The 14,996-nt window shown below is 54.3% G+C and carries 16 protein-coding genes and 1 other RNA gene; 3 read left to right on the top strand and 14 right to left on the bottom strand.

The genetic code is table 11. The annotated features are described in order from the left end of the window. Positions 1–283 precede the first annotated feature (283 nt). From tolB to ruvC, 8 genes are all read right to left on the bottom strand, one after another. Entirely contained in the window at positions 284–1,540 is a 1,257-nt protein-coding gene (tolB, locus tag BM258_RS13975; RefSeq protein WP_244544708.1) for a Tol-Pal system beta propeller repeat protein TolB, read from the bottom strand. 207 nt (positions 1,541–1,747) lie between these two features. After that, positions 1,748–2,614, bottom strand: coding sequence for a cell envelope biogenesis protein TolA (locus tag BM258_RS24490; RefSeq protein ID WP_175528072.1), 867 nt, complete (start codon positions 2,612–2,614; stop codon positions 1,748–1,750). Between the two features lie 95 nt (positions 2,615–2,709). Beyond that, positions 2,710–3,162 (bottom strand): protein TolR, encoded by a 453-nt coding sequence (gene tolR / locus BM258_RS13960; protein WP_090073282.1) that lies wholly within the window; start codon positions 3,160–3,162, stop codon positions 2,710–2,712. A gap of 3 nt (positions 3,163–3,165) precedes the next feature. Further along, on the bottom strand, positions 3,166–3,876 hold the full coding sequence (gene tolQ, locus BM258_RS13955; protein ID WP_090073280.1) for a protein TolQ: 711 nt from the start codon (positions 3,874–3,876) through the stop codon (positions 3,166–3,168). Between the two features lie 340 nt (positions 3,877–4,216). Then, positions 4,217–4,678 (bottom strand): tol-pal system-associated acyl-CoA thioesterase, encoded by a 462-nt coding sequence (ybgC, locus tag BM258_RS13950; protein WP_342029356.1) that lies wholly within the window; start codon positions 4,676–4,678, stop codon positions 4,217–4,219. After that, positions 4,668–5,720 (bottom strand): Holliday junction branch migration DNA helicase RuvB, encoded by a 1,053-nt coding sequence (ruvB, locus tag BM258_RS13945; RefSeq protein ID WP_090073278.1) that lies wholly within the window; start codon positions 5,718–5,720, stop codon positions 4,668–4,670. Before ruvB ends, ybgC begins: the two co-directional genes overlap by 11 nt. Continuing rightward, entirely contained in the window at positions 5,717–6,334 is a 618-nt protein-coding gene (gene ruvA, locus BM258_RS13940; RefSeq protein WP_090073276.1) for a Holliday junction branch migration protein RuvA, read from the bottom strand. The genes ruvB and ruvA overlap by 4 nt, the downstream gene beginning before the upstream one ends. A gap of 22 nt (positions 6,335–6,356) precedes the next feature. Continuing rightward, entirely contained in the window at positions 6,357–6,860 is a 504-nt protein-coding gene (ruvC, locus tag BM258_RS13935) for a crossover junction endodeoxyribonuclease RuvC (RefSeq protein ID WP_090073274.1), read from the bottom strand. A 145-nt stretch (positions 6,861–7,005) separates the two neighbouring features. Here ruvC and BM258_RS13930 point away from each other — a divergent pair, with 145 nt between their 5' ends. Further along, on the top strand, positions 7,006–7,638 hold the full coding sequence (locus BM258_RS13930; protein WP_090073272.1) for a LysE family translocator: 633 nt from the start codon (positions 7,006–7,008) through the stop codon (positions 7,636–7,638). Positions 7,639–7,729: 91 nt separating this feature from the next. On the opposite strand, the gene BM258_RS13925 is transcribed toward BM258_RS13930, so the two are convergent. The 6 genes from BM258_RS13925 to BM258_RS13900 all read right to left on the bottom strand — a co-directional run bounded on the left by BM258_RS13925 (position 7,730) and on the right by BM258_RS13900 (position 11,016). Continuing rightward, a complete protein-coding gene (locus BM258_RS13925) occupies positions 7,730–8,479 on the bottom strand; it encodes a YebC/PmpR family DNA-binding transcriptional regulator (protein WP_090073270.1) in 750 nt (249 codons plus the stop codon). Positions 8,480–8,599: 120 nt separating this feature from the next. Next, complete coding sequence (locus BM258_RS13920; RefSeq protein ID WP_090073268.1) at positions 8,600–9,433, bottom strand: TIGR00282 family metallophosphoesterase; 834 nt, start codon at positions 9,431–9,433, stop codon at positions 8,600–8,602. 36 nt (positions 9,434–9,469) lie between these two features. Then, on the bottom strand, positions 9,470–10,063 hold the full coding sequence (locus BM258_RS13915; protein WP_090073266.1) for a 5-formyltetrahydrofolate cyclo-ligase: 594 nt from the start codon (positions 10,061–10,063) through the stop codon (positions 9,470–9,472). A 61-nt stretch (positions 10,064–10,124) separates the two neighbouring features. After that, positions 10,125–10,285: non-coding RNA, 6S RNA (gene ssrS, locus BM258_RS13910), on the bottom strand. Positions 10,286–10,336: 51 nt separating this feature from the next. Next, positions 10,337–10,696 carry a cell division protein ZapA gene (locus tag BM258_RS13905; protein WP_090073264.1) on the bottom strand — a complete coding sequence of 120 codons (360 nt, stop codon included), beginning with the start codon at positions 10,694–10,696 and terminating at the stop codon, positions 10,337–10,339. Between the two features lie 38 nt (positions 10,697–10,734). Next, a complete protein-coding gene (locus tag BM258_RS13900) occupies positions 10,735–11,016 on the bottom strand; it encodes a DUF4164 family protein (RefSeq protein ID WP_090073262.1) in 282 nt (93 codons plus the stop codon). Positions 11,017–11,629: 613 nt separating this feature from the next. Between BM258_RS13900 and tkt the strand changes: the two genes are divergently transcribed. Continuing rightward, positions 11,630–13,615 carry a transketolase gene (tkt, locus tag BM258_RS13895; protein WP_090073260.1) on the top strand — a complete coding sequence of 662 codons (1,986 nt, stop codon included), beginning with the start codon at positions 11,630–11,632 and terminating at the stop codon, positions 13,613–13,615. A 228-nt stretch (positions 13,616–13,843) separates the two neighbouring features. After that, positions 13,844–14,854 (top strand): type I glyceraldehyde-3-phosphate dehydrogenase, encoded by a 1,011-nt coding sequence (gene gap / locus BM258_RS13890; RefSeq protein WP_090073258.1) that lies wholly within the window; start codon positions 13,844–13,846, stop codon positions 14,852–14,854. Positions 14,855–14,996: the final 142 nt, after the last annotated feature.

Below are 14,996 nucleotides of genomic sequence, written 5' to 3'. Positions count from 1 at the left end.
TTACCAAACCATTAAAAACCGCTTTTCGGGTTTATCTTGTGAGGGCCATGCCTCTGTCCTTCTGTTTGAATCAAAAGATGGCCACACTGAGGCGCAGCCCCCTTTACGCCCCTAAAAGTGAGGCAAACCCGGCATCCACACCAATTCACCGCCAGATTCGACGGCCCCATCGTGCCATATTCTGACGTCCACTCAGAAGGGCACAAACAAAAATCCCCGGGCTGATAACACAATCAACCCGGAGACTAGAACAGGATAGCTTTTTAAATTGATCCCAACCGGATCAATCGATCAGAGGCGACCAAGCCGGGTCCGACGCAAAGGCCGGAGTCGGGACCATATATTTGTTGCGGCCGGTGAGATCGATGGAATAGAGCTTCGGCCCACCATTGGGTCCCTGACTTTCAGAGAAGAACATCAGCACACGCCCATTGGGAGCCCAAGTTGGCCCCTCATTGTGGAAACCGCTGACAAGAATGCGCTCACGAGATCCATCCGTCTTCATAACCCCAATCTGAAACTCGCCCTTATAGCGCTTGGTAAAGGCAATAAGATCGCCCCTTGGTGACCAGACCGGTGTTGAATAGCTGCCTTCGCCAAAGCTGATGCGCTGCACATTGGAGCCATCGACGCCCATGACATAAATCTGCTGCCTGCCGCCACGGTCACTTTCAAAAGTGATCTGGCGACCATCGGGCGAAAAGCTCGGGCTGGTATCAATGGAGGCCGAATTGGTCAGGCGGGTGATCTTGCCGTTGCGCAGATCCATACGGTAGATGTTGGCGTCGCCACCCTGCTGTAGGCTGAGCGCAATGCTCTGGCCATCAGGCGAGAAACGGGAAGAGAAGCTCATGCCCGGGAATTGCCCAACAACAGACCGGCGACCGGATTCAATGTTAAGCAGATAGGCGCGCGGCTCCCCATCTTCCAGAGCCATATAGGTGACTTCCTGCTTGGTCGGCGAGAAGCGTGGGGTCAACACCAGATTACGACCATCCGTCAGATAGCGCACATTGGCACCGTCCTGATCCATAATGGCCAACCGCTTGACGCGTCCATCCTTCGGCCCGCTTTCATCGACAAAGACGATACGGGTATCAAAATAGCCCTTTTCACCGGTCAGGCGCTCATAAATGGCATCCGAGATGATGTGCGCGACACGGCGCCAGTTTTCCGGCGTGGTGAAAAATTGCTGACCGGTCATCTGTTTGCCCGCATAAACGTCCCAGAGACGGAACTCGGCCTTGAGGCGTCCATCGGCTTCGCGGGTCACGGTACCCGTCACCAGAGCCTGGGCATTGATGACGGTCCAGTTTGGAAAAGACGGCACCGTGGAAGATGACAGGTCCTTCTGCAGGAAGGAGTTCCGATTGATCGGCGCAAAAAGGCCCGAGCGCTGCAAATCCGCCTCAATCACCTTGGAAATCTCCACGCCCTGTCCCACGCCGCTGAAATCGGTAATGGCAATCGGCATTGGCTGGATATTACCGCGCGTGATGTCAATTTCGATCAGGGCATAGCTGGGGCGAACCATGGCCATGCTGGACAGAATGGCAAAGGCCACAAGAGGCAGCAAGACGGCTTTCATGGTCACAAAGGCATTGAGGAGCCGGATGGGCATTGCATGTCGAAGCTGTTTCATCACAATTATTGTCCTGTCCTATCCAGACCGCGAGCGGCCCGCTTGATGAATGAACATCCTGATAATCTATACCGAAGAGCCCTGCGGGCTCCTCATACATTGGGTCTAGAACATGTCACTTGGATCAAAATTGATCCGGACACGGCGCCACGCTTCATATTTATCAGCTGGCAGCGAATATGGCGCACAGCGGCGAACCGCACGCATGGCGCTTTCAACGGCAGCAACACCGAACTGGTTGGCCGGATACTGGATCGGCTGAGGCCCAAAATTCACATTGCCCTGCCGGTCGAGTCCGAACTCGATCTTTACAGCCAATTGTGACGCATCCGCGGCACCAACCGGTGGCGACCAACAACGGGAGATCTGCGCCCGCAAGGCATCCAGCTCGCTCTGCGTCATCGCGGCCGCTTCGGTGCCGTTCCTGGAGCCGAAAGACGCGGATTGATCCTCGGCCCCACTCTGAGTGGGAGCGCCCGTCTCGGCCTCATTGGCAAGGGCCTTCAATGCATTGACATCAAACGAACGCTTGGGCTCTTCCTGACGGGCAGGTTGGCGCGGAATGCGAGGCTTGATCTTGGGCAAGGCTGCAATCGGTTTTGGCGCCACTTCCGCCGGCTTTTCAGGTTCCGGCTCGGGCGTAGGTTCTGGCTCAGGAGCCACCTCGGGTTCTGGCTGTGGTGTCGGCTCTGGCTCTGGCTCCGGTTCAGGGGCTGGCTCGGGTTCCGGCGTCGGAACCGGATCGGGCTCAACGACGGGAGGTTGCGGTTCGGCCTGCTCCTGCGGTGCAGCCTCTTTCGGTTTGGGTGCAACCTTGGGCGCGGGCTCTGGAATTTCCTCTATCGGTTCAGGCGTTTTCTTTGTGGCTTCCTTGACCTCTTCCTGCACCTCTGCTGTGGCCTCTCCCTTGACCACATCGGTCACATCGGAGACAGACACCAGCTCAATCGGCAGGATTTCAAGATCGCTCACGTCATTAGCGCTCGGTGACGGAAGACTAATCAAAGCCCAGCCCATCAGCGCTGCATGACCAACACTTGAAACAATAAGACCGACATTCTTCAAGGTTATTGAAGCTCCTCGGTGCTAACCAGCCCGATTTTCTTGAAACCGGCGCGGTTCATCGCGCCCATCACCTTCATGATGGAGCCATAGTCCACATCCTTGTCACCACGCACAAAGATCCGTTCTTCATAGCCATTCTCAGCAACGCCGAGCAGGGTATCGACCAGAGCATCAAACTCCACCTGCTGATCCTGCAGATAGATGCTGCCATCCTTGCGAATGGAGAGCGTCAGCGGTTCGGTCTGGCTGGAAAGCGGCTTGGCCGTGCTTTCTGGCAAATCGAGCGGAACACCCACCGTCATCATCGGTGCCGACACCATGAAGATGATGAGCAGCACAAGCATGACATCGACCATTGGCGTCACGTTGATTTCGGCAACAGGCCTGTGGCGCATTGCACGGCGCGCACCGCGCCTGCGTGACGTTCCCGGAGATCCCATCGAGCCCATACCCATAGATTAACCCCTTTCGTCCATCAGACGCGACAGAATCGCGGAGAACTCGTCGGCAAAACCTTCAAGGCGCATGGCATGCTGGGAGGCGATGGACGCCAGTTTGTTATAGGCTATAACCGCAGGAATAGCGGCAACCAGCCCGATTGCCGTCGCAAACAGGGCTTCTGCAATACCGGGCGCAACCACAGCAAGGGACGTATTCTTGGATGCAGCGATACCCTGAAACGCGCTCATGATGCCCCAAACCGTACCAAACAGGCCAACAAAGGGCGCAGCCGAGCCAACGGTTGCCAGAAACAGCAAGCGTTTTTCCAGTCGATCCACCTCGCGAGACAAGGTCACATCAAGCACCTTCTCAAGGCGCGCGGGCAAACCGGCAACAGAACGGGCCTGTCCCTCGAAACTGCGTTTCCATTCGCGCATCGCGGCAACGAACAGCGCCGCCATGGCGTGATTGGGACGCCCCGAGAGCGTCTGATAAAGATCTTCAAGAGATTGCCCGGACCAGAAGACCTTTTCAAACCGGTCCATCTGACGCTTGGTACGCGTGTAAAGCAAACTCTTGTCGATGATGATCGCCCAAGACCAGACCGACGCAGCCATCAAACCAATCATCACGAGCTTGACCACAATATGAGCCTGCATGAACAGGGTCATCAGCGATACATCGGCAGTGGCATTGGCAAGGGCTGTTTGCACAACCTCATTGGGCATGAAACTTAGTCCTTTCTAGCGCATGCCCTCATCTCGCCCCATCCGGCAAGAAAAGGGCCAGGAGTGAAACCATGCATAAAAACCGGGTTTGCGGAGAGATCCGGCAAATCAACTTGCCACGGTCCACGCCGCAACCATTCTCAAACAGGAACAACCGACCGGCCCCGGTTTGACCTTCCAGCGACAGCATTTGTCAGCAGAATTTGTCAAAACTAGGGTCGGTGCGTGCGCACAACCATAATGGGCGCACCCTTTGACAAGGCACGATTATGGTTAATGAAAGTTTAAGTAAAGTGAACAGAACCGAAAGGAAAGGCTCTGATGCGGAGAAATTCAACCCTCAGAGGATCAAAATTTTTCTCATCTTTTCAGGCAAACGACGGGGTTTTCCCTCACGAGTGATGGCAACAACGGTCACTTGTGCAGTAAACAACACCTCTTCGCCACGCAAGATCTGCTGATCAAGGATCATGCGCGCCCCCTTGATGGTGTTGATGCGCGTTTCGACCTTCAGAATATCATCGATATGGGCAGACCGCAGATAGTTGATATCCATATGACGCACGGCCAAAGCCAGCCTCTCACCATTCTCTCCACTATCAAGTGCGCTATGCTGCACCCCCAGCAGGCGGATATAGTCAGAGCGCCCGCGTTCAATGAAACGCAGGTAGGAAGCATGATAGACAATACCGGAAAAGTCTGTGTCTTCGTAATAAATCCGGATCATCTGCTGATGTCCGTAGTCAGTCAATCGACCGGCAAGATCTGGCCAGTCGCCTTCATTGCGATGCTCAGGCATCATCAATTCCTTCAGCAAACAGACCCATTTGTGGAGGAGTGTCTTTCTGAGGCACAGCCAACCCAAGATGGGCAAAAGCCTTGGGCGCCAACAGGCGTCCGCGCGGCGTGCGCTGGATGAATCCCTGCTGGATCAAATAAGGCTCTATTATCTCTTCAATAGCGTCCCGAGGTTCCGAGAGCGCCGCGGCTATGGTCTCTACACCAACCGGACCGCCGCCAAAGGAGGTGGCGATCAAGGTCAGGTACCGTCTGTCTAGGGCGTCGAGCCCCTCATTGTCAACTTCGAGCATCTGCAGGGCGCGGTCAGCCAATTCACGACTGATTTCGCCACCGGCCTGAACGATGGCGACATCTCGCACGCGCCGCAGAAGTCTGCCAGCAATACGGGGGGTGCCGCGCGAACGGCGGGCAATTTCAGTTGCTCCGTCGCGGGTGATGGATACCCCCATCAAACGGGCCCCACGTGTGACAATATACTCCAGTTCTTCCACAGTATAAAAATTGAGCCGCACCGGAATCCCGAAGCGATCCCGCAAAGGTGTGGTCAGAAGCCCCAGCCGCGTTGTCGCCGCAACAAGAGTGAATTTGGCAAGATCGATCTTCACCGAACGCGCCGCCGGCCCCTCTCCGATGATCAGATCGAGCTGAAAGTCTTCCATTGCCGGATAGAGAATTTCTTCCACCGCAGGATTGAGCCTGTGGATTTCATCGATAAAGAGAACATCATTCTCTTCCAAATTGGTCAGCAGAGCAGCCAGATCACCCGCCTTGGCGATAACCGGACCGGACGTGGATTTGAAATTCACGCCCAGCTCGTGGGAAACAATCTGCGCCAGCGTCGTCTTGCCCAGCCCCGGAGGGCCAACAAACAGAACATGGTCAAGCGCTTCCTTGCGCGTGCGGGCCGCCTCAATGAAAATGGAGAGATTGGCGCGGGCCTGTGCCTGCCCGACAAAATCATCCAGCATCTGCGGCCGCAAGGCCCGATCCGTTTCTTCCTCGCGTGTGCCCGCAGCAACGAGGCGCTCTTCCTCTTCGATCATTGGCTAAGCTCCTTGAGCGCATGACGAATGAGAGCGGCGGTCCCCAGCCCCTCCCCTTCCCGCTTGATGATGGTGGCGACCGCTGCACCTGCCTGAACCTGAGAATACCCCAGATTGGAGAGCGCCGAAACCGCCTCCGCCATGGCTTTGGGCGCGCCAACGGCATCGATCTCGGCCTGTAGATTGGCAACGGCCCCATCGGTTGCAGCAAGGCTTGGTGTCTTGTCCTTCAATTCCGAAACAATCCGCTGGGCCACCTTGGGGCCAACACCTGGAGAGCGGGCCACCATGGTTTTGTCCTGCAGCGCAATGGCCGAGGTCAGTTCGGAAATCTTGAGGGTCGAGAGAATAGCCAAAGCCACCTTCTGCCCCACCCCCTGCACAGTTGTTAAAAGCCGGAACCAGTCCCTCTCAAGCGCTGTTGCAAAGCCGAAAAGCTTGATCTGGTCTTCCCGCACATGGGTTTCGATCAGAACCGTCGCCGCCTCCCCGACCGATGGCAAGGATTGCAAGGTCTGGTTCGAGCAATAAACCTCATAGCCAACGCCACCGACATCAATGATGACATAGCTATCAGCATATTCATCGATCAATCCCTTGAGCTTGCCAATCATCGGGCACTGTCCTCATTCTCAACTAAGCAATCTTATAGGTCTTCTGCCCGCGCTGATGCGCATGGCAAATGGCGATGGCAAGCGCATCAGCCGCATCCTCGCTATCGAAATAGGCCTTTGGCAGCAGCATCTTGACCATGGTCTGCACTTGCTTCTTGTCAGCATGCCCCACCCCGACAACGGTTTTCTTGACCGCGTTGGGGGCATATTCAGACACAGGCAGCCCGAGCTGCGCCGGAGCCAGCAGCGAAATGGCCCTTGCATGCCCCAGCTTCAATGTTGCCGTGGCGTCCTTGTTCACAAAGGTTTGCTCAACGGCCACTTCCTGAGGCTCATATTTCTGCAACACGCTCATGACCCCGTTGTGCAATTGAAGCAGGCGGGTTGCAAGGTCGCTCTTGCCCTCGGACGTAATCAGCCCCGAGCCAACAAAGATCAGCCGGTTGTTGATCACGTCAATGGCGCCCCATCCGGTTTTACGCAATCCGGGGTCGAAGCCAACGATTCTGGTAGGATGCTCTCTCATGCTTCATGCATAGCCGAAGAATATGAACAATACCAGAACAAACTAAGGGTTCAAACAGGATTTGACATTTTCTCAAGCCATGAGACTATAGCTTTTTTTCTTACCCTTGATGCCATTTTAAGGCGATGCCGGAGAAGCTCTCAGAATGACCGATATAAACCTTCCTCTGATTTTAGGCGCAGCTCTGATCGCCATGGCCAGCCCCGGCCCGGCAACCCTCGCCATAGCGGGCAACTCCATGACAAATGGGCGCAAGCATGGGCTTGTTCTTGCGTCAGGCATTACGAGCGGCTCTCTGATCTGGTCAACGGCCGCAGCCCTTGGCATGGGAACCGTGATGCTTGCCAACAGCTGGCTTTTCGAAACTCTGAAATATGCCGGCGCTGCTTATCTTTTCTATCTGGCAGGCAAATCTGCACGCTCAGCCATACGCCCCTCTGCTGCAGAGCCGCTGTCAGCAGAAAAGCAACCGCTCGGCCTTGGCCGCACCTATCTCAAGGGTCTTGCAATACACCTGACCAACCCGAAGGCGATCTTCTTCTTGGGCTCAATATATGCACTGGGCCTTCCCAGTGACGCGCGTCCCATGGATCTGGCCACAGTTGTCCTGGCGCTCGGCTGCCAAAGTGCCCTAATCTGCCACCTTTATGCGCTGATCTTTGCCAGCAAGCCCATCGTTGCAGGCTACAGAAAATCACGGCGCGCTCTTGATGGACTATTTGCCATGCTGTTTGGCGCAGCCAGCATCAAGATTCTGACGACTTCCATCAGTCAATAACGCGTTTGCACCACCATTTGAGCGAACAAAAACCCCGCAGCGGCAATCCACTGCAGGGTCAAAATCTGTTTTGCATCCAGAATAGAAAACGTCAACCTTCCAGAGATGCAGCCACTTCATCGCTCATGGTGAAGTTTGAATAGACATTCTGTACGTCGTCATCATCTTCCAGAACGTTGATCAGCTTCATGATCTTTTCGGCTTTTTCAGCGTCAACATCGATCTCGTTCTGTGGTTTCCAGATCGCTTTTTGGGATTCAGCTTCCTTGCCGAAAGCCTCTTCCAAAGCCTTGCCCACATCATTCATATCTTCAAACGTGGTGTAGATCGTGTGGCCCTCTTCGTCGCTGACCACGTCATCAGCGCCAGCTTCGATGGCAGCTTCCAGTACGGTATCCGCATCGCCGACTTCTGCCGGATAATAAATTTCACCGACACGATCAAACATGAAGGCAACCGAGCCGGTTTCTCCCAAAGACCCGCCGCTCTTGGTAAAGGCTGCGCGCACGTTGGATGCGGTGCGGTTGCGGTTATCGGTCAGGGCCTCAACAACAACTGCAGTGCCTGCAGGGCCATAGCCTTCATACCGGACTTCATCGAAGTTGCCTTCATCACCGGCTTCGGCCTTCTTGATGGCGCGGTCGATATTGTCCTTGGGCATGGACTGGCCACGCGCGTTCTGAATAGCCAAACGCAAACGAGCGTTCGAATCCGGATCGCCGCCACCCATTTTCGCGGCAACGGTAATTTCCTTGGAAAGTTTGGAGAACAGCTTGGACCGCTTGGCATCCTGTGCGCCCTTGCGATACATGATGTTCTTGAATTTTGAATGGCCTGCCATATCCTACATTCCGTATAATCTTTGGTCGTCGCGCGTCCTACGCAGTATTTGCTGCCGGTCATGCCACACTATGGCGGCAAAGATCAAGTGACCTTGGCGCACGAGACTGGTTAGTTTGGTTCAATTCCCGCTCTTTTCCCAGAAACTCGGGATATGGCGGGACAATTGGCCACCGATCCGCACAGGTTCGGCTGCCAGCGCCAGTCCGGTGCGATCATCTGTATCAACTGCAAAACCACAAAGGGTTGCCGCCCCAAGAGCTGGCGTGTAGCGCGAAGAAGAAACCTTGCGCAGAAAACGCTGAATGGGCTCTTCCTTGTCCATGCCGAGCACGGAATCATAATCACCGCACATGCCAGCATCGGTCAGATAGGCCGTGCCAGTTGGCAAAATCCGATGATCAGAGGTTGGGGTATGGGTATGGGTGCCCACCACCATACTGACGCGGCCATCGCAAAAATAGCCCATAGCCTGTTTCTCGGACGTCGCTTCAGCATGAAAATCAAGGATGATCGCGTCAGCAAATTCGCCCATAGGGCAATCGGCAAGCGCCTTGTCCACTGCATGAAACGGGCAATCGAGCGCATCCATATAGACCCGGCCCATGGCATTCATGACCAGCACAGAAGCGCCATTGCGGGCATGGTAGAGATTGGCGCCCTTGCCCGGAACGCCTTTGGGAAAGTTGATCGGACGCAGAAAGGCCGGCTGGCGCTCGCAATAGACCATGGCATCGCGCTGGTCCCAGACATGGTTGCCTGTGGTGATGACATCAGCGCCCGCATCGACCAGATTTTGCACAATTGTTTCGGTGATGCCGAAGCCACCTGCTGCATTCTCGCCGTTGATCACGACGAAATCGAGACCATATTGCTCGATCAGCCCCGGAAGTTTTTCTTCAACAATAGCCCGCCCGGACCGTCCAACAATGTCTCCAATAAACAGCAGTCGCATGAATTCCCGCTCAATCTAACCGGCTCTGTCTCTCAATCAGGCCGGAACAACAATTTCTTTTTCAGTCAAAATAGCATCTAGCGGAAGGTCATACTCTCCAACGGGTATCTTGTCCAGTTGCTGCAAGGCAAAAGCCAGCCCCACCAGATAAGGTCGGGAATTCTGGATGATGCGTTCGGAAATATAGCGATCATAATGACCCGCACCATATCCCAAGCGGTTGCATTGGGCATCAAAGGCCAAGAGGGGCATCAGGAGACAGTCCGGAAAAACCTCCGGCGCATCAACCTTTGGCCCAACTGTGCCGTAGCCTGCATCAACCAGTTCCGCCCCATCATCCCAGCGCCGGAAGATCATGCCCGTCGCCCCGACAGTCACTGGTAGTGCAAGCTTTAATCCTTTGTCACGCAAGGGCTGCTGGAGCAAAGAGACATCGACCTCGGACTGAACCGGCCAGAACAGGCCGACACAGCCATTATCAGGCACCTTATCCCAATCCAGATAATTGATGAGATTGTTACAGATCTGCTTGCTTGCGACAGCATGCTGTTCGGCGGGAATAGCATTTCTGAATGCGCGCATCTGGCGCCTTGCTTCCCGCTTGCGGTCTCTTGTTGCTACGTCGTCCATCGGTCGATTACCAACTTATTGTAAAAGAGCGGCAAGTCCAAAAAAGGACCGCCGCTCCAAAACTGAAGCCGCAACGACCGTCGACGCTTTCATGATCCTGGGACACCTGAATTACAGGTGGGTGCCAGTTGAAACGGACCACGGTCCAGATCAGCGCCAGCTCCCGTTCGGATCTTTAAGGCCCCGAGGAAAAGTTGCATCTAACGCGAAGTGCAGCAAGCTTTCCATATATAGAGGAATTGCTATCGAATTTCCAGTGCGATTGTTATCTCATTAGCTTTCAAGCAGAACTTTCGACAATTTCTCCAACTGTTCGGACGCCTTGTCGATTCTTTCCGCCAGAGCTTCCTGATCCCCTTCGGATTTTTCCATCACCGCTGAGCGTGCATCCCGCAAGGCCGAAATCTCTTCATTGAGGGCCTTGACCTTGCCATCCGCTTCAGCCAGCAAGTCCATCGCCATAATTCCGGCCATAACAGTCAGGCGTTGATCACCAATTTCACCAAAGCTTTCCTTCAACTGCTCGATCATGGCGTCAAAACGCCGCGACAATGCCAGCAGGTGCTCTTCCTGCCCATCTTCACAGGCCATCCGGTAGGCACGCCCGTTAATGCTGACACTGACTTGAACCATCTTTTACTCCAGCCGACCTTTGTGGCTGACCACGCATGTCATCCACCATGCCGGTCCAAAACGGCCCGGACTGATTCCATTGCTGCACCGAGCCGACGGGACACTTCTTCACTAGCCCCTTCCAGCTTCTCGGTACGCTTCTTCTGCTTCTCCAGCGAGCCTGTCAGCTCCGATCGCTCTTGCGTCAAGCGTTGCAGATCATCCTGCAGGGCCTTGACCGACAGCTCTCTGGTCTGTCTCTTGTCAACCGATTGCGACAGTGTCTCAATCGCCCTGTCGAGTCTGCCCAAAGCCGCCTCTACGCGCGCATTCTCACTCATATAGCCCCCAAACTCACACGAAACGGCCCGTTTTCCTTGTCTTCCAGCCTTGCTACCGGCTGCGGCCAGAAGAGATATCAAAACCGGATAGTCTCTCCCCCAGCTGCGCCAGACGCTACAAAACCGGCTTACAGATAACCGGAAACTTTGTTTTTACCAAGTCGAAGATGCTTCCAGCGTCGTTTCCCCCAAGCGGAACCATCAAGCATTAAGCAACCGGGCATTGGATTTGCGAGGAGAAAACAGTCATAGATGAACAGAATCAGACTGGCAAACCACGCAAGAATCCTTATATGATTTAAATCTAGGAGACATAATCTAACTTCGTCAATGGCCCCAACTCTTCAACAGTCCAAGTCCACAGACGAATAAAACTAGCCCGTATATCATGCATATTCTGCTGTTTTGGCGGATTGCCCTTTCGGGCGCATTGACTCTCATCCCCTTGATGTTAAATGTCAGGGCGTTTGTAAAACGCCTCTGTCTGCCGGGCTTGCTAAGTGGCAAGGCAGTTCCTGTTTAACCAGATTGCGTTCGATTGTAGACACGACGATGGACAATTCTATTTTATTTCCAAGTCGTAGGCATTGAACAACATCCAGAAGCAGAGTTCATGAACAACATGGATAAACAGACTCGCATGGCGCATGCGATCCGCTTTCTTTCAATGGATGCCGTTGAGAAAGCAAACTCCGGACACCCTGGCCTTCCAATGGGTGCAGCGGACGTTGCTACCGTTCTTTTCACCAAATTCATGAGATTTGATCCTACCAGCCCCAAATGGGCTGACCGCGATCGTTTCGTGATGTCTGGCGGCCACGGTTCGATGCTGCTTTATTCCCTGCTGCATTTGCTGGGATATGAAGACATGTCCATTGAGGATTTGGCCAACTTCCGTCAGTTGGGTGCCAAAACGGCAGGCCATCCTGAATTTGGTCATGCTGCAGGCATCGAAACGACAACCGGCCCGCTGGGTCAGGGCATCGCCAATGCCGTCGGCATGGCGATCACGGAAAGACTTTTGTCAGCCAAATTCGGTGACGACCTTGTCAACCACCGGACCTATGTCATGGCTGGTGACGGGTGCCTTATGGAAGGCATCTCTCAGGAAGCCATCGCATTGGCAGGTCATCTCAAGCTCAACAAGCTTGTGCTGCTGTGGGACGACAACAACATCACCATCGATGGCAATGTCAGCGTCTCCGACTCGACCGACCAGCATGCACGCTTCAAGGCCAGCAACTGGAACACCATCAGCGTTGATGGTCATGACCAGGCGGCCATCGCCGAGGCCATTGAGGAAGCTCAGAAGAGCGACAAGCCGACCATGATCGACTGTAAGACAGTGATCGGATTTGGCTCTCCCAACAAGGCTGGCACCAACAAGGTGCACGGGGCTCCCTTGGGCGCAGATGAAATCGCGGCCACCCGCGAAGCGCTCGGCTGGGATTGTGCACCGTTTGAGCTGCCTGCTGACATTCGTGATGCATGGCGCATTGCCGGCCTCAATGCCGCGCAGGCCCACAAAGAATGGCAAAAGCGACTGGAAGCTGCAGATTCTGAAGTCCGAGCAGAGTTCGAACGCCGCATGCGTGGCGATCTGCCATCCGGCTTCGAAGATGCCATGGCAGCTTACAAGAAGTCTCTGGCTGAAGAACCAAAGAATGTGGCAACCCGCAAAGCTTCCGAAATGGCACTCAACGTCATCACCGAAGCCGTGCCGGAAACCATTGGCGGCTCTGCCGACCTCACCGGTTCCAACAACACCAAGACCCCGTCGACCGAATCGGTCACGCCTGACGATTTCTCCGGTCGCTACATGAACTGGGGTATTCGTGAGCATTGCATGGCCTCTGCCATGAACGGCATGGCTCTGCATGGCGGTGTCATTCCTTATAGCGGGACCTTCCTGGTCTTTGCCGACTATATGCGTGGTGCGATGCGTCTGTCAGCTCTGATGGAACAGCGGGTCATCTATGTGTTGACCCATGATTCCATCGGTCTTGGCGAAGATGGTCCAACCCATCAGCCGGTTGAAACCCTTGCTTCCCTGCGCGCCATCCCGAATATGCAGGTCTTCCGTCCTGCAGACGCGATGGAAACAGCAGAATGCTGGGAACTGGCGATCAAGTCAGACAAGAACCCAAGCTCTCTGGCACTGACCCGCCAGGGTCTGACACCATATCGCACCGAATATTCCGAAGAAAATCTCTGCGGACGCGGTGCCTATGTTCTGTCTGACTGCGATGGCGACGCTGACGTATCTATCTTTGCTTCCGGCTCTGAAGTTGAAATCGCCATGGCTGCACAAGCAGCATTGGCAGAGCAGGATATTCTGGCCCGCGTGGTCTCTGTACCATGCTTTGAGCTTTTCGAAGCGCAGTCAGAAGAGTATAAGAAAGATATTCTGGGCGAAGCCAAGGTCAAAGTTGGCATTGAAGCTGCCCTTCGCATGGGATGGGATCGCTTTATCGGCTCGGACGGCATCTTTGTTGGTATGGACAGCTTCGGCGCTTCCGGCCCTTATAAAGAGCTGTACGAAAAATTCGGCATCACCTCCGACAATGTTGTCGCAAAGGTTGTCGAACGCCTAAAATAAGCGTAAATACTCATAAAGTGCACCTGATTGGCAGGAAAAAAATGATTTTTTCTGCCAATTCGCTTAACAGCGATGTTGAATTGTCATACGACAAAAGTATATTGTCCACCTAATATGAGATCGATCAAGGCGCGGACATAAACCCTCTTATATCACGCGTTCATCAAGTTGATCTAAGTGCAAGACCGGCTCGATAAGAAAAAGTGCCGGCTAAATCAGGAGAAAGTCATGACTGTAAAAGTGGCGATCAATGGTTTCGGTCGTATTGGCCGTAACGTGCTTCGTGCTATCATCGAATCCGGCCGTACCGATATCGAAGTTGTTGCTATCAACGACCTTGGCCCGGTTGAAACCAACGCTCACCTCGTACGTTTCGACTCTGTACATGGCAAATTCCCTGGCACCGTTACCGTTGACGGCGACACCATTGACGTAGGCCGTGGCCCGATCAAGGTAACCGCCATCCGCAACCCTGAAGAACTGCCTTGGGGCGAACTGGGTGTTGACGTTGCAATGGAATGCACCGGTATCTTCACCGCCAAGGAAAAAGCTTCCATGCACCTGACCGCTGGTGCAAAACGCGTTCTGGTTTCTGCTCCTGCAGCAGGCGCTGACAAAACCATCGTTTTCGGCGTCAACCACGACTCCCTGACTGCAGATGACCTGGTTGTTTCCAACGCATCCTGCACCACCAACTGCCTGTCTCCAGTTGCTTACGCACTGAACGAAGCTGTTGGCATCGAAAAAGGCTTCATGACCACCATTCACTCCTACACTGGTGACCAGCCTACCCTCGACACCATGCACAAAGATCTGTATCGCGCACGCGCTGCTGCTCTGTCCATGATCCCAACCTCTACCGGTGCTGCTAAAGCTGTTGGTCTGGTTCTGCCAGAACTGGCTGGCAAACTGGACGGCGTTGCAATCCGCGTTCCTACCCCGAACGTATCTGTTGTCGACCTGGTATTCGAAGCCAAAAAAGACACCACTGTTGAAGAAGTCAACGCAGCAATCAAGGCTGCTGCCGACGGCAAACTGGCTGGCGTTCTGGGTTACACCGATCTGCCAAACGTTTCTTCCGACTTCAACCATGACAGCCACTCTTCCATCTTCCACATGGATCAGACCAAAGTCATGGATGGCCGCATGGTTCGTATCCTGAGCTGGTACGACAACGAATGGGGCTTCTCCAACCGCATGGGCGACACTGCAGTCGCAATGGCTAAACTCATCAAGTAATTGATGACAGCCTTTTCTGCCGGAGCAATCCGGCAGAATGTGAAATTTTCAAAGGCGCTGTTTTAGAGACAAAACCGGACTAGCGGTTTTTAGTCCGGGAACAGCGCCTTTTCTACTTCATGAGCGGCAGACATGCCGCGCC

The organism is Cohaesibacter marisflavi (genome assembly GCF_900115225.1).
Classification (GTDB): Bacteria; Pseudomonadota; Alphaproteobacteria; order Rhizobiales; family Cohaesibacteraceae; genus Cohaesibacter; species Cohaesibacter marisflavi.
This window is presented reverse-complemented; position numbering and strand designations above follow the sequence as displayed.